Source organism: Candidatus Pelagibacter sp., from assembly GCF_052049995.1.
In the GTDB taxonomy this organism is placed as follows: Bacteria; Pseudomonadota; Alphaproteobacteria; order Pelagibacterales; family Pelagibacteraceae; genus Pelagibacter.
Map to the genome: position 1 here is coordinate 124,833 of NZ_JBNGYX010000003.1, position 19,829 is coordinate 144,661.

A 19,829-nucleotide genomic window follows, 5' to 3' on the forward strand; every position below is an offset into this window, starting at 1 on the left:
TTAAGTCCAAACGTTTCCGTCAGGTAAAATGACTCCTTTGGTAAGTATAAAACAGCCAAACGGTCTTGCATCTGTTGTAGTAACGATGCAATAAGCTTTTTTAGCCTCTTGATAAAATTCTTGTCTTGAAATTGATCCCACATTCCAATTTTCTCCTGAGATTTTTTTTACAACTTCAATAAATTCTTTATGTGTTTCAGTTAACTCCTCAGGTTTATCATCTACTTCCATTCTTAAAGCTGGAGATCCTCCTTTTGAATTAATAAAACTATCTAGTGGAAAAACCGAAAGTATGGCACAGGCTGCTTCTTTTATACCAACTCCGTCTAATCTTATTACTTTTTCATTTGTAGTATATGCTGGAAAATTAGCATCAGCTAATATCAGTTTTTCTCCATGACCCATAGATCTTAGATGAAAAAGTAAATCTGGGCTTAATACTGGATCAATTTTAATAAGCATGAATTATTATATTACATAAAAAAAAAGGGTGGAATTAAATTCCACCCTTTTTTTTAAATTATATACCTATCGATTATTTAAAATCGTTGGCGTTTTCTTTTGTTACTAATTGTGTTCCTGTATCAATGTTTGGATCAATACTTCCACCATTAGCTAACTCTAAAGCATATTTTACTCCATATGCGCCCATGTTGTAAGAAAACTGAGCAATTGTTGCTGTCATTTCTCCTTTTAAGATACTTGTAGCTGCATCTGGAGTAGCATCAAATCCTACTACAACAACATCATTCATGTCTGCATCTTTAAGAGCCTGCATAGCACCTAAGCCCATATTATCATTTGAAGCAAATATTGCTTTAATATTTGGATTTTTTAAAATAATCGACTCAGTTACAGATCTACCTTTCGCAGTGTCCCACTCAGCAGTTTGAGTTGCAACAATGTTCAATCCACAATTTTTAAAACCTTTTATTGCACCATCTCTTCTTAACAACGCTGTAGATTGTGACTCAATACCAGTTAAAATTGCAACATCTGAACCTTTAGGAGTTTTATCACATATAAATTTTGCAGCTAACTCTGCACCATTCATGTTGTTTGTTCCAATAAAAGTTACTCCTTCATTTATTCCTTTTGTATCAACAAATACTACCGGAACTCCACTCTTAATCGCATCATCAACGATCGGAGCAAAAGCATTTGGATCTCCTGGTGCGAGCGCTAAAGCATCAACACCTTTTGCCAGTTGGTCCTCTACTTGATTTATCTGTGCCTGAACATCTCCTTCTTGTGGAGGTGCAATTAAAATTAATTTAACGCCTAGTTTTTTAGCTTCCTCTTCAGCACCTTTTGTTACAGATGCCCAAAAAGGATTTCCTGATCCAGGACCTTTAATACTGAATAGAATTTTTTTACCATGTCCATCAGCAAAAGAGGCTGAACCTATACTGATCGATAAAAAAATTGCTGTAAAAAAAACAACAATTTTTCTAGTTAAGTTTTTCATTTATTTCCCCTATTGTTATTTAAAACTAAATTAAATAAAAAAATTCAGAAGAGTTCAACTATTTATAAGTGTGCTAAGACAATTTTGAATACAACTAAGGCGTGTAAATATATATAATTTATTTTCTAGTTCCCAAATCTCTTCTTAATACGTCTACATAAACTGCAAGAACTATTATGGAACCTATCAAAACTTGCTGCCAAAAAGAACTAACATCCATCAAATTGAGACCATTTCTCAGAATTCCCATTATCATTACACCTGCAAATACTCCTAGAACTGTACCTCTTCCACCAAAAAAACTTGCTCCTCCGATTATACATGCAGCGATCGCATCGAGTTCAGATTGAAGTCCAGCGTTGGGATAACCTGAGTCAGTTCTGCCTGCTAAAATTAAAGCACCAATACCTGATAGAAATCCACATAGTGAGTAAACTATAACTAAAATTTTGTTAACATTTATTCCAGATGCTCTAGCAGCATTTGGATTTCCTCCGATTGCATAAATCCATTTTCCAGTTTTGCTATGATTTAAAAAAATCCAAAAAATTATATACACAATAGCAATTAATACTAAACTTACTGGAAGGTATTGCGATTTTTCTAATCCTAACCATTGAAGATCAATTCTTCCATGACCGAGGTACCTAACTTCATCTGTAAAACCACTTATTGGGGTTCCGCCAGAAATTAAGTTTCCAGTTCCTCTAAATATATAAAGAGTACCTAAAGTCATTATAAAAGGATGTGGCATGCGAAGTAAGGTAATACCTAGGCCATTAAATAGACCACATAAAAACCCTGCAATCAAAGGTGTAATAACTACAATGTACCAAGGCGCTCCAGCTTTAGCAACAACAGCCAATATCATTAATGATAACATCATGATTGAACCGACCGAAAGATCTATCCCAGCAGTCACAATTACCATAAATACTCCCAAGGCTAACATTGACTGCCAAGATATTTGTTTAAAAACGTTAGTTACATTTCTCCAAGATAAAAAAACATCTGGTTGCAAAATGTGCATAACCAAAATCATAATTACTAATAAAAGAAGAATTCCATATTTTTCTAAATATGGCATTAGTTTCAAATGAAGACTTACAATTTTTTTATCTTTATCTTCCATATTTATTTTTTTCCCATAATCCACCCAATCACTTCATCTCTAGATGTACTTGATAGGTTGGCTTCTGCAAAATTAGTTCCTTGAAATAAAGCCATCACTCTGTCACATACTGTAAATATATCATCCATTCTATGACTTATAACAATTACTCCAACACCTGTTTTTTTTAAACTATTAATAAGATCTAAAACTTTACCCACTTCTTTGATTGCTAATGCTGCAGTCGGTTCATCCATAATTACTACTTTAGCATTAAAGGCTGTTGATCTTGCGATTGCCACAGCTTGTCTTTGACCACCTGAAAGTTCCTCTACTTTTTGATCGGCACTTTTAACATTTATTTTTAACTTATCTAAATGAGCATTAGTTAACTCTTTAATTTTACTAAAATCTAATAGTTTTAAAAATCCTAAATTTTTTGTTGGCTCTCTTCCTAAAAAAATATTTTCACCAATAGGTAAATTACCTGCTAAAGCAAGATCTTGATAAACCATTTCTAAACCTAAATTTTGAGAGTCTCTTGGACTTTCTAATATTTCTTCTTTGCCTTGGAAAAATAAAGAACCTGCACTTGGTTTATAAAGTCCAGACAAAACTTTCATTAAAGTTGATTTTCCTGCTCCGTTATCTCCAACTACACCCAAACATTCTCCAGCATGAACTTTTAAGTTAACATTTTCTAGTGCAGTAATAGTTCCAAAATATTTTGTTATCCCTTTAGCTTCTAAGAGTGGATTGGTAGTTGCCGACATAATTTATAAAATTATTAAAATATCAATTAATTGCAACTGGTTTTGAGGCCAATAATCGTACTGTTTTCAATTCAGCTTTTTTGCAAAATTTTGGTTTTAAATTTTTTGAAATTAGATGCATGTCCTTTAAAACAATATCCCCCATACTATAAAAGGCCTCTGTCAAAGCTCCTGCTCTATGTGCTGAAAACAAAATATTTTTGACTTTCCTAATTGGGTCATTTTTTCTCACTGGTTCCACAGGAAATACATCAGTAGCTACATAAATATCTCCCTTTTTAACTCTATCGATTAAATCTTTAAAATTTACAACTGCTGCTCGACTCATCAATATGAATAGTGAGTTAGGTTTCATTTTGTTAATTAAATTTTTATTAACTAAATTTTTATTCTTAGTTGTTACAGCGGCTAAAACATAGATAATTTCACATGTTTTAAACATTTGATTTAAACTAACAGGTTTAAATCCGAAGCTTTTAATTTTACTCTTTGATAACCATGGGTCATAAACGTTTATATCTTTAGTAAATGGAAGTAACATTGGATATAAAGATTTAGCTAAATCACCAAAACCCAGTAATCCAATTTTTTTTCTTGATAATAAAGATGATTTTAAATTGCTTTCTAACCCATATTTTTCTTTACCTTTTACAAAATCAAAATGAGCATTATGAATATTCCTTAATAGAGAAAGTGTCATTCCTAATGCAATTTCAGCAACAGGATTTGAAAACACCGGGGAAGTTGCAATTACATGGATTCCCTTTTTAGCACAATAAACATAATCAACATTATTCATAAAATTACTTTCAACATTGATTATTGCTTTCAATTTTTTTGCTTTTGACAAAATTTTTTTATCTAAGTCTGGCTGACCCATAATAAAAGTAGCCTTATCAATATAGTTTTCATAAAATTGTCTTTTTTTTTTATCAGGTGCTATTAAAACCTTATATTTTGTTTTCAATTCTATTAATTTTTTTTTCGTAAAAATAAGGTCCAGTGTTCTTGGGAAAGGATCAGATATAACAATTGGTTTTGACACTAAATTAAAATTTTTTTTACTTCTTCTTCGGTAAATTTTTTTGGTCTATCACATTTTGTTTGTATTTTTTGAGGAATTCCACTATTTGCTGCCCTCATGGTTGACTCGATTATATCTAATACATGTAAAGATAAATCACCTGAACACCTGTGCTTTTTATTTTTCTGAATAGAATATAACATTTCAGATAAACCAACGCTCCTATAATTCGCATTAGTAGCAGCTTCATTTGATCTTCCACTAGAAGAAGTTATGTTTATTTTTCCTAAATGCATCTTATCTGTTTTATGTTCACCCCATTTTCCACCTTCTGTAACAGAAATAAAAACAGAACCACCAAACATATTAGGATCTGGAACAATAATCGATCCCTTTGTGCCATAAAGCTCCATGTGATTTCTTTGATGATTAATTACATCAAAAGATAGTGTTACTTGAATTATAGCACCGCTGTGAAATTGGATTGTTGCTAAGTATGTTGTAGGAGTTTCAACTTTAAATGATTTATTTTTTTTTGGACCCGCTCCATAAATTCTTTTTTTAAAAGCTGTTAATGTTCTTCCTTGCACTTGTTTTGCTGGTCCAAGTAAATTTACTAAAGTTGTAAAAAAGTACGGTCCCATATCTATTACTGGACCTCCTTCTTTTTTATACCATGACTCAGGTTTCGGATGAAAAGACTCTACTCCTGGAAATGCAAAAATGGCATTACCCAATTTAATCTCTCCAATCAAATCAGAGTCAATTAATTCTCGAGCTTTTTGAATTCCACCACCTAAAAATGTATCTGGAGCATTTCCAAGATAAAGTTTATTTTTTTTTGCTAGTGAGACGAGTTCTTTACCTTTTGCAAAATAAGTTGCTAATGGTTTTTCTGAATAAACATGTTTACCTGAAGTCAAAACTTTTTTTGAGACTGAATAATGAGATTGTGGAATTGTTAAGTTTAAAATAACTTCTATTTCATTGTCTTTTAAAATTTCTGAAACTGTTTTAGATTTAATATTGTATAATTTTGCACATTTATCGGATGCTTTTTGATCAATATCTGCACATGCAATTATTTTAAAATTATTAAAATATTGTTGCCCCCTAAAGTATGTCTCAGCAATATGACCACAGCCAATAAGACCGACCTTAAAAATTTTATTCATAAAGGTTTATACGCCTTGTCTTTGTTTATCTTTTCCTTCTTTATAAAGTTTTAAAGCTTCTTCATTCTCTTTAGTGGTTGGAACTTCGAGTGTAGGGCTATCCCAAAAAGATGAACCTTCAACCCATTTGTAAGCATGAGTTTTAATTGAAATAACATAAGTCACATCAGATGCTTTTGCTCTCTTAAATGCAGCCTCAAGATCTGAAAGTGAAGTAACGTGTTCAGATTTTGCACCCATACTTTCCGCATGTTTTGCAAAATCTACATCAACTAAGCCAGGTGTATTAGAACTCTTTAATAAGTTGTTGTACTCTTTACCACCTTTAAATAATTGTAATCGATTAATAACTGCAAAGCCTCCGTTATCGCAAACAATTATAATCAATTTATTTTTAGTGATAACCGAAGAATAAATGTCAGTATTATTTAATAGATAAGATCCATCTCCTACAAAAGAAATTACTTCTTTATCTGGATTTGCCATTTTAATTCCCAAAGCTCCAGAAATTTCATAACCCATACAACTAAAACCCCATTCTGTTTCATGAGTATTGAGTTCTCTTGGTCTCCAAACTTGAATTACCTCACCAACTAAACCTCCTGCAGCTGTAACTGCAATATCTGTTGGATCAGAATTTCTATAGATCGCACCAATTGCTTGGACATAACTTGGGACTTCCTGATTAGTCGGGGCACTCTCTTTATCTATATGTTCATTCCATGACTTAAGCTCAATTTGAGATTTTTTATTCCAATCTTCTCCTACTTTCCAATTACCTAAGGCTTGAGAAAGTTCAGTTAATGAAACTTTTGCATCTCCAACAACTGCTTGTGCTAAATGTTTATTAGCATCATATCTTGATACATTAATAGAAACTAATTTGAAATTTTCGTTTTCAAAATTTGCCCATGATCCTGTTGTAAAATCAGCAAGTTTTGTTCCAACCGCAATGGCAAGATCAGTTTCTTTTGCTAATGTATTTGTATTTTTTCCTCCCAGGCCTCCAATTTGACCTGCAAAATGAGAATGGTCTCGCTTCATTGTTGAGTAGCCCATTACAGTTTGTGTAACTGGGATGTTGTGTTTAATTGCAAACTGACTTAATTCTTCCATTGCATCTGAATAAAATACTCCACCTCCAGATATTATTATTGGATTTTTTGAAGATTTAATTTTATCAGCTGCTTCTTTAATTTGAAATTCATCTGGTCTTGGTCTTCGAATTGTGTGAACTTTTTCTTGAAAAAATTCTGCTGGATAATCAAAAGTTTGGCCTTGGATATCTTGACTCAATGAAATACAAGCAGGACCACAATCAGCAGGATCTAACATTGTCTGAACTGCTATTTGAAATGATTGAATTATTTGTTCAGGTCTAGTGATACGATCAAAATATCTCGTAACTGGTTTGAAAGCATCATTTGCAGTAATGCTTGGGTTGTTAAATTGTTCAACTTGTTGCAGTACTGGATCTGGCATTCTATTTGCATAAGTGTCACCAGGTAAAAATAAAATTGGTAATCTATTGCTCATAGCGACTGCTGCAGCTGTAACCATATTTGTTGCTCCAGGTCCAACAGAGGATGTCGCTACAAAAATTTGTTGTCTTCTTTTTGCTCTCGCATAACCAATTCCTGTAAGAGCCATATTTTGCTCATGATGCCCTCTATATGTTGGAAGTTCTTTTTGATTTTCCTCTAATGCTTGACCTAAGCAGGCTACATTTCCATGTCCAAAAATTCCAAAGACACCTGGAAATAAAGGTTCTTTTTTGCCATTAATTAATATTTTTTGAGCAATTAAATATTTAACTATTGCATGAGCACATGTGAGGGTAATTTTTTTCATAAATATGTTTATCTTTTAATATGTATAGTGTTTATATATAATTTTAATTATAAATTAAAAAACCTAATTAAGTAAACTTAAAAATAAATTCTATGTACGAAAAATTTGGACAATTCATTGATGGTAAATGGCAACAAGCTGAAAAAAAAGAAACTTATGATGTAATCAACCCTGCAACGGAAGAAGTGATTGGAAAAGCATCGAAAGCTTCATCTATTGAAGTGCAAAAAGCATTAAAGTCTGCAGAAAAAGGTTTGGAAGTTTGGAAAAACACTGCACCATGGCAGAGAGCTTATGTACTTAGAAAAATTGCTGACATGATGAGAGAAAAAAAAGATGTTATTGCAAAATGGTTAACTCTTGAAGTTGGAAAACCTTTAACTGAAGCGGTTGGTGAAGTTGGTGGTGGTGCTGATATTTTTGAGTGGAATGCTGAGGAAACAAAAAGAATTTATGGTCAAACACAACAAAGTAGATTTCCAGATACTAGAGTTCATGTTTATTATCAACCTGTAGGAGTTGTTGCAGCTTTAGTTCCTTGGAATTTCCCAATAGTTTTGGCATCAAGAAAAATTTCTACTGCGTTAGCTGCAGGATGTTCTGTAATTTGTAAGCCAGACGTAATTACTCCTGGTGCTGTGATGGAATTAGTAAACATTTGTAAAGAAGCTGGTGTACCAGATGGCGTGGTTAGTCTTTTGTCAGGTGACCCTGCTGAAATATCAAATGAATTAATGGAATCTGATATTATTAAAAAGGTTTCAGTTACTGGATCAACTAGAGTTGGAAAAATTATTTTAAAAAAAGCAGCTGATAAAGTTCAAAGAGTTACTATGGAGCTTAGCGGACACTCACCTTTTATTGTATGTGAAGATGTGGATATGAACAAAGTAGCTGATATAGCAATAACTGGTAAATTTAGAAATAACGGCCAGGTCTGTATTTCACCTAATAGATTTTATATCCAAGAAAATAGAAAAGAGGATTTTGTTAATGCCTTTATTGAAAGGGCAAAAAAATTAAAAATTGGAAACGGTATGGACGAAGGTGTAGATCTTGGACCTTTAACTACTGCTAAAAGATTGGAAGAAATAGAAAAACTAGTTGAAACTACTAAAAAAGAAGGAGCAAAAGTATTAATGGGTGGACAAAGACCTTCTGGTTTCAACAAAGGATACTATTATGAACCAACAGTCTTTGATGATGTTAAAGACAATTTTACAATCATGAAAGAAGAGCCTTTTGGTCCACTAGTACCAATTTTAACTTTTAAAACTTTTGATGAAGTAATTGAAAGAGCAAATGATAATGACTTAGGATTATGTAGTTATTTATACACTAACTCTATGGATAAAGCTCACATTGGATCTGAAAAATTAGAGTCTGGTTGTGTTGCAGTTAACACTGGAGTTGTTGCTATTGCTGAGGCACCTTTTGGAGGAATAAAACAAACTGGTTATGGACGTGAAGGTGGTTCAGGTGCGATAAAAGATTATCTAAATGTGAAATACACTCACATGGGATTAAAAATCTAGAAAATGAGAAAAAATAAAATCAAACAAATGATGAAGGAAGGTAAACCTGTTATTAACGGCTGGTGTGCTATTCCAAGTACAGCCTCAGTTGAAGCAATGGCTCATCAAGGTTGGGACTCTTTAACTATTGATATGCAACATGGATTAGTTGACTACAGTAATGCGCTTCCTATGCTTCAAACAATATCAACAACGGATGTAACTCCTTTAGCAAGAGTTAATTGGAATGAACCAGGTCAAATTATGAAAATTTTAGATGCTGGATGTTATGGAATTGTTTGTCCGATGGTAAGTAATAAAAAAGAGGCAGAGAATTTTGTTCAAGCGTGCATGTATCCACCTGACGGTTACAGAAGTTTTGGTCCTATTAGAGGTTTAATTTATGGTGGAGCTGATTATGCGGATCACGCTAATGAAGAAATACTAAAATTAGCAATGATAGAAACAAAAGAATCTTTAGATAATCTTGATGAGATTATGTCTACACCAGGTGTCGATGGTATTTATATTGGACCAGCAGATTTAAGTTTAGCAATAGGTGAAAAACCTGGATTTGATAGAGCTGAAACAACAAAAGCTTATTCTGAAATTTTGAGAATTTTAGAACATGCAAAGAAAAATAATATTTTCGCAGGAATTCATAACGGTACTACAGAATATGCCACTAAAATGATCAAAAAAGGTTTTGATTTTGTTACAATAGCATCTGATTTAAGAGCTTTAAGCGCTGGCGCAAAAGCAACTGTAGATAAGATGAAAGGTTCTTTGTCTAAAAAAGACGACGACGCTACTTATTAATCAAGTTGATTTAAAAATTCTTCGAACTGATTTTTATCTAAATTAGAAGATTCTTTCTTACCTGGAAACTTTCCAGACATCGAATCTTTTTTAAATGCTTTAAGCGCTTTAACTCTTTCAACTTTAATTTCATTTCTTAGTTTTAATAAGTTTCCATAAGCTTTGGAATGTCTTGGCGGATTTTCAGTATCACCACAGATATCTTCCATAAATAAATACATCACATCTGCATTTCTTCCAGATCCTAAAGAGACGGTAACAATATCTGTTCGTTTAGAAATTTCTCCCATTACGTTTTCAGGTATTACTTCACACTCAGCAGAAAAAGCTCCTGCATCTTCTAGCCTTTTAAATTTTTGAAATAACTCATAAGCTTCATTTGCTGTTTTACCAACTGCTCTTAGTCCACCTATCCAAGTAGATTTTCTTGGAACTAAACCTAAATGTCCCATCACAGGAACATCTTCCTTAGCCAGCATTTCAACTATGTCCATACTTCTTGGTGTCATAACTGCATCAGCACCATTCTCTAATGCTTTAAAAGCTCCACGCATAATATCTTCTGCAGTTACAAACTCATTTAACACTAAAGCAGCTGTTAAAAATAAATTTTTTGAACCTTCTCTTGCAGGAATTACATTTTTTGCGTTTGATATAATCATATCAAAGCCTGCCTTTTCTGCCGCATCAGCTTCTTCAACGCTATTCGCTGTTACTTGTGTAAATTTTCTTTTTCCTTTAGCTGCTTTTAAATCTGCTACAGTCAAAGTTCGCTTCGCTGGTTTAGCAGCCCATGTATAAATATTCTTCATTTAATTCCTTTATAAAGAATATCTCTTCTGTCAATAAACTCCTCAAAGGTTTTGATAGTAATTACTGCAGGTAAAATAAAAATAGACCGTTTATCTCTCTCGTTTCTAATTATTCTAAAATAACCTTTTTTAATTGCTGTATCGATATAAACGTTTGAGGTTAAATATGATTTCTCAATTACTTTAAGTAATTGATTTTTGGTAATTGATTTATTTTTGTAATAAGCAAGCATAACCATATGCAACATTATCCAATGTTGTGGGGTTAAAGAAAACCAATTCAATAATTCATTGGCTAATCTTCCTTCAAAATCACCAAGTGATATTTCTGCTAATTGAATTCTTTTTTGAGTAAGTTTTGGAATTTTTTTTTGTTCTTCAAAGTGTTTTGGATACTTGAACTGTCTTTTCATTTAAATAAATTTAAACTCATTGAGTTTTCTATTCAATACTATTTTTACTTAATAGTTCTTTATAAATGTTGTTTACTCTATGTACTTCTGTTGCAGTATTAAAATAACATTCGTATTCTATTTCCTCTGGTGTTACATCAAAATGATAATGGCCGGCGTCTCTATCATGCTCGTAAGAATGAAAGTGAGTATGTTCGCCAGATTCTCTTAAATTTAATTCTCCCCCAGTTGGATCACCAGTCCAAAGAACTGTATAGCATTGTAATTTTGGTCCAACAGGTTCGTAAAATTGAAGAAAATCTTTTACACATTTCATTTGTTTTGGATCGTAATACTCGTGTTTAATATCTTTATAATCAGGTTGCACGTGAGATCTTATTTTTCCATTTAATACTCTAAACACACCTGCAAGAGACATGTGCTCATTATCTTTAATTTTCAAATTTTTTAATAAAGAAAACCTTATTGCTTGAGGCAAAGAACCTTGTTCTCCGTTTCTGCCTTTGATTTTAATTTTAATTACTTTTCCTTGTTTGCCATCTGTATAATAAACATTTCCAAGTCCACCGTGTTTTTTTGCAGAATATTTTTCAACAATACATTTTTTGTCAGGACTTACTCTTGCTATTATTGATTTAGATTCATCAGTTATTAAATTTTCATTTATAACTAATTCTCCACAATGACCATCTAAACATGACATTGCACCTGATCCAGCTCCTAAAGCATAAGATTTTTCAGAATCAATCATTTTAGATATTTCTTGATAGTCAAACTCTGCACCAATAAATTTTGGATCATGCATATAAGGCTCTCCGCCAACGTCTATTATTTTTTGATTTCCACTAATTCCTTCTGATGGACAATCCCAATCTCTAAGATTTGGGCAATCTACCACTTCTACTTCAACTTTTTTGAAATTTTCAGACAATCCTTTTCTTAACGCATCTGAAATATCCTCTAATGGATAATCTTTAAAAGTTCCTTTTTCTATTTTTAATTGCATGACAATAATAAGCTATAATTTATTTTGCATATTGTCTATAGATAATATATATAATTTCTATACATAAATAATTTTAAATAAGATAACGATGATTAACAAAGATTTAAAAGTGGCTGTACTTGGTGCAGGAGCAATGGGTTGCTTGTTTGGCGGTTTACTTTCTGAAAAAGGTTTAAATGTAATTTTAATTGACGTTTGGAAGGAGCATGTTGATGCAATTAATAAAGATGGTTTAAAGATGGATGGACATGGCGGAAATCGAGTAATAAAAGTTAAAGCCACTTCAGATCCATCCTGGTTAGATAAAGTAGATGCTGTAATAGTCATGTGCAAAGCTACAGCTTTAGAGCCAGCATTAAACAGTATTAAAAATATCATAGGAGATAAAACAGTGTTTATGTCATTTCAAAATGGTATTGGTCATGAAGCAATTATTCAAAGTATTGTGGGTGATGAAAAAGTAATTGGTGGGACAACTACTCAAGCTTCAAATATTTTAGGACCAGGTCATATAATGAATCATGGTTCGTTACCATCTTGGATTGGTGAGTACGAAGGAGGAATTACTGATCGAATTAAAGAAATAGCAGATACTTTTACAGCACATAATCTTGAAATGATTGCTGCGGAAGATGTAAAGAAAAGAAAATGGATGAAACTTTTCGCTTTAACAGCAATTGGACCATTATCTGCAATTTTTGATCTTCATCATACAGATTTATATATAAATAATAAAGCAAACGAAGTATCTCGAGGTTTGGGTAAGGAAATAATTTTAGAAACTAGAGACGTTGCACTTGCTGATGGTGTAAATGTTTCTGAAGATGAATGTCTATTTATGTTCAATAAAATTGTAGATTCTATGCAAACTAACAAATCTTCAATGGCCTTTGATGTTCAATATAAAAGAAAAACTGAAATTGATTTTATTAGTGGTGCTGTTTCAAAAATAGGTAAAAAACATGGTGTTAAGACACCATTAAACGACCTTATGTATAAAATGATTAAAGTGAAAGAAGGTATGTACAGCTAAATGCTTAGTACAAATAAATTAAAAAAAATCAAAAGTAACTTTCCAGTTTTAGTTGGTGACAATGTTGTTTCTAAAAGTATCTGTAATTTATTAATTGAAGAAATCAGTAACTCTAAATCATTTGATGATATGATTATGGGTGGCAGAAGCAGAATAAATAAAGGTTCGAAAAATTTTAATTCATATATCAAAAACTCAGTTAACTCTGCAAAACTTTTTAAGCTTTTAAATAGCAAGACTTTTTATAAAAAAATTGAGAGTATTTTTATTAAAAATTTTAAAGATGGATCGTGGGTTAATTTACATAAACCAAAATCCTTTAATCCTAAAAAGTTTACTATTAAAAAAAAAGTAAATTCTAAAGAATTGAAAAAAATGTTGGGTAATAATTATACTAATCCTAAAGTAAATTTAGATATTGACTTTTCAGTATCCAAAGGAGGATATAGATTAAGACCTCATAGGGATGATATAACTAGGTTATATAATTTCTTAATTTATTTAACAGACATACCAAAAAAGAATGGTGGCTCTCTTACTATCTACAGGAAAAAGGCAAAAAAAAATTTAAGAAAAAGTTTTAGAAGATTTCCAAAAATAGATGAGCTTGAAATAGTTAAATCTTTTACACCCAAAAAAGGGACTGTTGTTTTTTTTCAATCTACTCCAAATTCCTATCATGGAGTAAAGCGCTTTATGGAGAAAAATTGTCCAAAACGTTTTTTTATTTATGGAAGTTATGCTTTAAATAAACCAGTTATATGGAATTACAAAGGAATCTCATATTATCCTCATATAATTAGCAACAAAAAAAGAATGTTAACCTCTTTTCATGACGTGAACTATTTAACCATAGCACCAAAACATTGAAATTATTTCTATGATAAAATAAATTTAAACAATGACAAATACTCTTCAAAAAAAATTATACGAGAGTGGGTACTTGATTGTTAAAAATATACTTGACTATAGAAGAGACTTAAAACCAGTTCTTAATGATATGGAATTTGTCATGGATTGTCTCATTCAAAAGTATGCAAAAAAAACCGAAATTAAAAAAGTTCTTACTCTAAATTTTAAAAAAAAATATTCATATATATCAAAACTTAATATTTATGATCTGGATCAATATTTTAATACAAGATTACCAAGAGACCATGTTAAAAAAGATAGTGATTATTTCGCTACTCAATCATTATGGAATTTAATTACAAATAAAAGAATTTTAGATGTTGTTGAAAAAATTTTAGGGAAAGAAATAATGTCTAACCCTGTTCAAAATACTAGAATCAAACAACCTGAAAAAAAATTACCAAGAGGATCAATTAATGACGGCTTAAGTGGTAGAACACCATGGCATCAAGACGCTGCAGTTTTAAATTCTAGAGGACAAAAATTAACTGATATGGTTACAGTGTGGATTCCTTTCACCAAAACTACTAAAAAGAATGGATGTATGATTACAGTAAAAAAAATTAATAAAATGGGATTATTAAACCATGTATCTGGATATAGAGGACAGGTGGAATTAAAAAATAGTAAATTACTTGATGATATGGAGCACATTTATTTAGAAGCAAATGTAGGTGATATAATATTATTGCACAAACATTCTATTCACTGCTCTTTACCAAATAGATCAAATGATTTTAGAATTAGTGCTGATTTAAGGTATAATGTTGCAGGACAACCATCAGGCAGGGAGCCGCTTCCAAACTTCTATGTTAGAAGTAAAAATAAAAACAATCTTAAAGTTCAAAATTTTAAACAATGGTTATCTCTTTGGGAGAATGCTAAAGAAAGACGTATCGGAAAACATGCATTTAAGTATCCTTTACCGACATTTAAGAATAATAAAAGAGACTTGTCAAATTTAGTTTGATATTTAAAAAAATTAATGACTAAAATTTTAATTACAGAATTTATCAATCAAAGTAGTTTAGAAAATTTAAATAAAAAATTTGATGTTAAGTATGATGAAAAATTATATGAAAATGAAAAACAACTAACAACCATGATTAAAGATTATGAAGGTCTAATTGTTAGAAATAAAACTCAGGTAAATTTAGACATTTTAAAAAATGCCTTAAAGTTAAAATTTATTGGAAGGTTGGGTGTTGGCTTAGATAATATTGATACAGAATATTGCAAAAATAAAAAAATTCATGTTCAACCAGCTACAGGAATGAATGCAGATTCTGTTGCTGAATATGTCGTTTCTTCATCAATGTCTCTTATAAAAAAAATCCCAATGTTTCATAATGGAACTATCAAAGGTGAATGGCCAAGAACAACAATTGAGTCCATAGAAATAAACCAAAAAAATTTAGGGATAATAGGATTTGGGATAATTGGAAAAAAAGTTGCTGAGTATTCTTCAAAAAATGGTTTAAAGATTTTAGCCTACGATCCTTATGTTAAAGAAATAAATGATAAAGAAATTGACGCTAAATTATCAAGTTTAAAGGAGATATATGAAAAATCAGATATCATTTCCATACACTTGCCTTTAACAGATGAAACAAAAAACATGGTAAATGAATTTTCATTTTCTCAAATGAAGAATAAACCAATTATAATAAATACCTCAAGAGGAGGTATAATAAATGAAAGTGATTTAATTGAAGCTTACCATAAAAATATTATTTCTGGATTTGCTCTAGATGTTTTTGAAAATGAACCAATAGAGAGCAAATTTTATCACAAAATAAAACCAGGTATGAATTGTATTTTGACACCTCATATCTCTGGTGTAACAACAGAGTCAAACATTAGAGTAAGTGACTTTATAGTTAAAAAAATTACAGATTTTTTTAATTAATTATTTCCTCTAGATTTATCAATCGACCTTGTTTTATTGATTTTTCTGCAGCCTCACCCATTGCAACAGCAATTAAACCATCTTGTAATGAAACCTCTGGATCTGAATTACTTTCAATAGCTTTCAAAAAAGCTAAGTGTTCGTAGTAAGTAGATCCATGATGGTGGCCGGCCTCAAGAATTTTTTTATCTACTTCAATATTTTCGATATGTGTTTTACCATCTCTCATTCCAATTCTTATATTTGATGAGGTTTTACCTGAATCATTAGAAGGGACCGAAGTTTCAATTTTGCCTTTATTTCCTGTGGCTACAAGCTCTTCTTGCATGTCAGAATTTTCTGCAAACATGCAAAGCTCAAGCAAACTTCTTGCTCCATTTTCAAAATTTACAATCACATAGGCATTATCAATGATGTCTGGCTTTTTTTCATTATACACTTCATCCAAATGGTTAACGTCTTGACCACCACTTGCATAAACACTGAGCGGCTTACTTTGAATAATCAATCTCATTAAATCAAAGAAATGGCAGCATTTTTCAACAAGTGTACCACCGGTATTTTCTTCAAAACGATTCCAATCATTTACTTTTTTTAAAAAAGGAAATCTATGTTCCCTTATGGTTAAAGTTTTTAAATTACCAATTTTGTTATTATGAATTTCATTAATAAACTTTGAAACTGGCGGCATATATCTATACTCCATTGCAGTCCAAAATACTGAAGGATAATCTTTTGTAAGTTTTTTTATTTCTAAGCAATCTTTTGTATTAGTGCATAATGGTTTTTCTATTAATATGTGTTTTTTAGTTTTGATTACATCTTTCAAGATTTCTATATGAGTAAAGTTAGGAGATGAAATTAAGTACACATCAACGATATTTTTTTCAATCATTTCTAAATGATTTTTAAAACAAAAAACTTTTGTTTTTAGAATTTCTTTACATTGATTTAATGAAACTTCATGAGGATCAGCAAGTGCAACTACTTCAGCATTATCAATTAATGATATATTTAAAATATGTTCTCGAGCCATTGTCCCTGCTCCGATAATTCCATATTTTATTTTTTTCATATTATGTTTGTATCAGTTTAATTTAAAAACTTAATCAATACTTAGCCCGCTTGGCACTTTATCTGGTTTACCCAGTGGTCTCTGATTTCCACTTCTGCCTGTTAAAGATTTGAGAAAAGAAACAAGTTCATCAATTTCTTTATCATTCAATTCTATAGGCTGTATGTCAATGCTTGATAGAATTCTGTCTTGTTCTCTTTTGTCTGAAAAGGTTACAAAATCAATTTCTTCTAACCAAGTTGCCTTAGGTAAATTTGCATATTCAGGTTTCCAATTCTTGTTCATTTTAATTGGATTTAAATGATGCTTAATTATTGATTTTAAAGTTGGATAAGCACCATTATGACCGTAGGGAGCTGTTAAAGAAACGTTTCTCAATGCTGGCGTTTTAAATTTATACATGTCGTTTATGTTATCCGTTTCGACCATTCGGCCGACGTCACGTGCATAAGGATCAAAAGGGCGTGTCCTTCCAGGACCAAACTGGGGAATTCCTATTGAATGAAATTTTTGATCTGACAACAAAGATCCTGAATGACAAGAACTACAGTTTGCTTTTCCATAAAATAAATTCATCCCATTTATTTGCTTTAAAGTTAAAGCATGTTTATCTCCATTCAAATATTCATCAAAGGGAGAGTCAAAAGATGTCCATTCATGAATTTCAAATGCAGCAATTGAATTAACAATATGTGTAATGTTTATATCTAAAGGACCGTTAACATCATCAAAAGCATTTTTAAATAACTCAACATACTCTGGAATTCCTCTAATCCTGTGTGTAATTACAGGCCATACCCTATCAATTCTCATACTATCTTTTCCAACTTTAGAGACTAAACCTATAATTTCATTTTCACCTGGGTTTCCTGCCATCTCAAACTGTCTAGTCATTGGAAACAAAGCTTGAACTGCAACTATATTATCAAGTCCTTTTGGAAGTAGTTCTTGCGCTGGGGTATTAAAACCATTGCCAAATGTATCAGATTTAGTCACTCTACCGTCATGAAGCAATGTTGTAATATCTTTAAATCCTAAATTCCATAAAGCTAAAGCATTTCTTGGAATTCGTTTTTTTATTTTATCATCACCCGCACCTGCAGTTCTCTCTAAACCTATACCTTGACCTCCTTCACCAATACCTAACGAAAGTCCATCTGAACCACCTAGATCATGGCTATGGCAGGTTGCGCAAGCAATGTTTCGATTTGCAGATAAAATTTTGTCATGAAATAAAAGTCTTCCAATTTTAACTTTTTCTATATCAACTTCATGAAAATCTTCGCTCTTTAGTGGTTTTGGTAAATCAGTTGCGTAAGTTTTATTTACTGAAATTAAAAATGGAATTATAAATAATATTATTTTTAAATGATTAAATATCTTTCTATACTTTTGTTTCTTCCATCCATACTTTTTGCAGAAATAGAAAATGCTCGAGATTTGATGGAAGATGGAAAATTTAAAGAAGCTATGGAAGAACTTATGCCAGCTGCTAGATCTGGTAATGCTGATGCTGAGGAGCTTATTGGAATTATGTACGCTATGGGTCTTGGTGTTGAAAGAGATGATGTTAGAGCTTTTGAATGGTATCTCAGATCTTCTATGAAAGGTCATCCTGGTGCTCAATCTGGTGTTGGATGGTATTACGAAATTGGTAGAGGACTTCCTGCTCCCGATCTTGTTAGAGCTTATATGTGGTATGGTTTGTCTGCTATTGGTGGAGATCCTGATGCTGCAATTTCTCAGGAAGAAGTTATTAAAAAAATGACTCCTGAACAAATTGAAAAAGCTCATATTCTCATAAAAGATTATAAATCTTGGATATATCCTTTCAGATAATGAGGCGAACTAAAATCCGCCCCATTATATTAATTTAAAATTACAAATCTTTTTTGTATGCGCTCGACGCTTTTTTCTCTGCTTTAGCTACTGCCTTAGTTAAAGCGTTGAAAATTTCTTTTCCACCTTTAACATTAGCTTTAAACCAATCATACACAGGGCTAGCTTCTTTTTTAAAACTAGCTTTTTGATCAGGCGTAGGAACATACAAATCTCCTCCACCAGCTACAAAATCCTCATAAGCTTTGATTGATTTTCTCTTAGGCGAAGCAAAAGTTGCTTGCTGCAAAGCATAGAAACCATCAGTCACTACTTTTTTAAGATCTGATGACATTGATTCGTATTTTGCATTATTCATCCACCATAATGCTCCCATGTATGCGTGACCGTCTAAAGTAACATATTTTAGGCCTGCATCAGGAAACTTCATGTTCATAATGTCAGTAATTCCATTTTTAGAACCCTCAACTACACCAGTTTGAAATGATGTAAATAATTCTGGCCATGGAATAGGAGTTGGAGATGCACCTAACGCTCTTACAAGCTCCTGAGGTAAATCAGCTACAACCGTTCTGATTTTTAAACCTTTCATGTCGGATGGATTTGCAATTCTTCTTTTTGTATTTGCAAAATTTCTCCATCCTCCAGTATTTCCAATTGTCATCAATCTAATTGAATCATTAGAATCTTTTAGAGCCATTTTTCTCATTGTTCTTACAAAATCACCTTGCATTACATCTTCAGCAATTCTGTCATCAGCCATTAGATAAGGTAAATCTAAAACTTGAACATATGGAAATACACCTGCAGCACCTCCAGAAGTAGAAATGTAAATATCTATACTTCCATCAGATACACCTTGTAAACACTCAGCACCCTTTGAACATAGCTGAGTACCTACAAAAAGTTCTACAGCTATTTTTCCATTTGAAGCTGCTTCAACGTAGTTTTTAAATACTACAGCACCATCATAGTCTTCATCTTGATCATTAGAGTTCATTGTCATTCTTAAGTTATAATCTGCAGCCGAAACTGACGCAGTAAAACTGATCAAGAATAATAATGAAAAAAATGATTTTATTAATTTACTCATAA

At 31.7% G+C, this 19,829-nt stretch carries 20 protein-coding genes; 7 read left to right on the forward strand and 13 right to left on the reverse strand.

The genetic code is table 11. From position 1 onward, the window contains the following. The 7 genes from ACTT9Y_RS03950 to iolD all read right to left on the reverse strand — a co-directional run bounded on the left by ACTT9Y_RS03950 (position 1) and on the right by iolD (position 7,402). Positions 1-462: an RbsD/FucU family protein gene (locus tag ACTT9Y_RS03950; RefSeq protein WP_440925424.1), complete on the reverse strand. Its 462-nt coding sequence runs from the start codon at positions 460-462 to the stop codon at positions 1-3. Between the two features lie 73 nt (positions 463-535). After that, entirely contained in the window at positions 536-1,468 is a 933-nt protein-coding gene (locus ACTT9Y_RS03955) for a sugar ABC transporter substrate-binding protein (protein WP_440933108.1), read from the reverse strand. 118 nt (positions 1,469-1,586) lie between these two features. Then, a complete protein-coding gene (locus ACTT9Y_RS03960) occupies positions 1,587-2,600 on the reverse strand; it encodes an ABC transporter permease (RefSeq protein WP_440927515.1) in 1,014 nt (337 codons plus the stop codon). A gap of 2 nt (positions 2,601-2,602) precedes the next feature. Next, positions 2,603-3,352 (reverse strand): ATP-binding cassette domain-containing protein, encoded by a 750-nt coding sequence (locus ACTT9Y_RS03965; RefSeq protein ID WP_440933109.1) that lies wholly within the window; start codon positions 3,350-3,352, stop codon positions 2,603-2,605. A gap of 22 nt (positions 3,353-3,374) precedes the next feature. Next, positions 3,375-4,397 (reverse strand): NAD(P)-dependent oxidoreductase, encoded by a 1,023-nt coding sequence (locus tag ACTT9Y_RS03970; RefSeq protein WP_440933110.1) that lies wholly within the window; start codon positions 4,395-4,397, stop codon positions 3,375-3,377. After that, positions 4,397-5,551, reverse strand: a complete 1,155-nt coding sequence (locus ACTT9Y_RS03975; protein WP_440933111.1) for a Gfo/Idh/MocA family protein — start codon at positions 5,549-5,551, stop codon at positions 4,397-4,399. Before ACTT9Y_RS03975 ends, ACTT9Y_RS03970 begins: the two co-directional genes overlap by 1 nt. A gap of 6 nt (positions 5,552-5,557) precedes the next feature. After that, positions 5,558-7,402, reverse strand: a complete 1,845-nt coding sequence (gene iolD, locus ACTT9Y_RS03980; protein ID WP_440933112.1) for a 3D-(3,5/4)-trihydroxycyclohexane-1,2-dione acylhydrolase (decyclizing) — start codon at positions 7,400-7,402, stop codon at positions 5,558-5,560. 92 nt (positions 7,403-7,494) lie between these two features. Between iolD and ACTT9Y_RS03985 the strand changes: the two genes are divergently transcribed. Both ACTT9Y_RS03985 and ACTT9Y_RS03990 read left to right on the forward strand, forming a co-directional pair. Further along, positions 7,495-8,937 (forward strand): NAD-dependent succinate-semialdehyde dehydrogenase, encoded by a 1,443-nt coding sequence (locus tag ACTT9Y_RS03985; protein WP_440933113.1) that lies wholly within the window; start codon positions 7,495-7,497, stop codon positions 8,935-8,937. A 3-nt stretch (positions 8,938-8,940) separates the two neighbouring features. Beyond that, entirely contained in the window at positions 8,941-9,735 is a 795-nt protein-coding gene (locus ACTT9Y_RS03990) for an HpcH/HpaI aldolase family protein (protein ID WP_440933114.1), read from the forward strand. Here the strand turns inward: ACTT9Y_RS03990 and ACTT9Y_RS03995 are convergent. The 3 genes from ACTT9Y_RS03995 to ACTT9Y_RS04005 are packed head-to-tail and all read right to left on the reverse strand — an operon-like array spanning position 9,732 to position 11,966. Then, positions 9,732-10,547, reverse strand: a complete 816-nt coding sequence (locus ACTT9Y_RS03995) for a 3-methyl-2-oxobutanoate hydroxymethyltransferase (RefSeq protein ID WP_440933115.1) — start codon at positions 10,545-10,547, stop codon at positions 9,732-9,734. The two genes, ACTT9Y_RS03990 and ACTT9Y_RS03995, sit on opposite strands and share 4 nt — an antisense overlap. Next, the gene (locus ACTT9Y_RS04000) at positions 10,544-10,960 is read right to left on the reverse strand and encodes a MarR family transcriptional regulator (RefSeq protein ID WP_440925433.1); all 417 of its coding nucleotides are present in this window, start codon (positions 10,958-10,960) and stop codon (positions 10,544-10,546) included. The genes ACTT9Y_RS03995 and ACTT9Y_RS04000 overlap by 4 nt, the downstream gene beginning before the upstream one ends. 28 nt (positions 10,961-10,988) lie before the next feature. Beyond that, a complete protein-coding gene (locus ACTT9Y_RS04005; protein ID WP_440933116.1) occupies positions 10,989-11,966 on the reverse strand; it encodes a DUF1907 domain-containing protein in 978 nt (325 codons plus the stop codon). Positions 11,967-12,054: 88 nt separating this feature from the next. On the opposite strand from ACTT9Y_RS04005, the gene ACTT9Y_RS04010 reads away from it, so the two are divergent. From ACTT9Y_RS04010 to ACTT9Y_RS04025, 4 genes are read left to right on the forward strand one after another with little or no spacing between them, the layout of a single operon-like run. Further along, the gene (locus tag ACTT9Y_RS04010; RefSeq protein WP_440933117.1) at positions 12,055-12,999 is read left to right on the forward strand and encodes a ketopantoate reductase family protein; all 945 of its coding nucleotides are present in this window, start codon (positions 12,055-12,057) and stop codon (positions 12,997-12,999) included. Next, the gene (locus tag ACTT9Y_RS04015; protein ID WP_440933118.1) at positions 13,000-13,869 is read left to right on the forward strand and encodes a 2OG-Fe(II) oxygenase; all 870 of its coding nucleotides are present in this window, start codon (positions 13,000-13,002) and stop codon (positions 13,867-13,869) included. A 31-nt stretch (positions 13,870-13,900) separates the two neighbouring features. After that, positions 13,901-14,881: a phytanoyl-CoA dioxygenase family protein gene (locus ACTT9Y_RS04020; protein ID WP_440925437.1), complete on the forward strand. Its 981-nt coding sequence runs from the start codon at positions 13,901-13,903 to the stop codon at positions 14,879-14,881. 15 nt (positions 14,882-14,896) lie between these two features. Next, positions 14,897-15,820 carry an NAD(P)-dependent oxidoreductase gene (locus ACTT9Y_RS04025; protein WP_440933119.1) on the forward strand — a complete coding sequence of 308 codons (924 nt, stop codon included), beginning with the start codon at positions 14,897-14,899 and terminating at the stop codon, positions 15,818-15,820. Here ACTT9Y_RS04025 and ACTT9Y_RS04030 read toward each other — a convergent pair. Continuing rightward, complete coding sequence (locus ACTT9Y_RS04030) at positions 15,813-16,895, reverse strand: Gfo/Idh/MocA family protein (protein ID WP_440925439.1); 1,083 nt, start codon at positions 16,893-16,895, stop codon at positions 15,813-15,815. The two genes, ACTT9Y_RS04025 and ACTT9Y_RS04030, sit on opposite strands and share 8 nt — an antisense overlap. Before the next feature lie 30 nt (positions 16,896-16,925). Next, positions 16,926-18,347 carry a cytochrome-c peroxidase gene (locus ACTT9Y_RS04035; RefSeq protein WP_440933156.1) on the reverse strand — a complete coding sequence of 474 codons (1,422 nt, stop codon included), beginning with the start codon at positions 18,345-18,347 and terminating at the stop codon, positions 16,926-16,928. Here ACTT9Y_RS04035 and ACTT9Y_RS04040 point away from each other — a divergent pair. Then, positions 18,264-18,734, forward strand: a complete 471-nt coding sequence (locus tag ACTT9Y_RS04040; RefSeq protein WP_440925440.1) for a tetratricopeptide repeat protein — start codon at positions 18,264-18,266, stop codon at positions 18,732-18,734. The two genes, ACTT9Y_RS04035 and ACTT9Y_RS04040, sit on opposite strands and share 84 nt — an antisense overlap. 40 nt (positions 18,735-18,774) lie before the next feature. Here the strand turns inward: ACTT9Y_RS04040 and ACTT9Y_RS04045 are convergent, their stop codons facing one another. Next, positions 18,775-19,827 (reverse strand): TRAP transporter substrate-binding protein, encoded by a 1,053-nt coding sequence (locus ACTT9Y_RS04045; protein WP_440925441.1) that lies wholly within the window; start codon positions 19,825-19,827, stop codon positions 18,775-18,777. Positions 19,828-19,829: the final 2 nt, after the last annotated feature.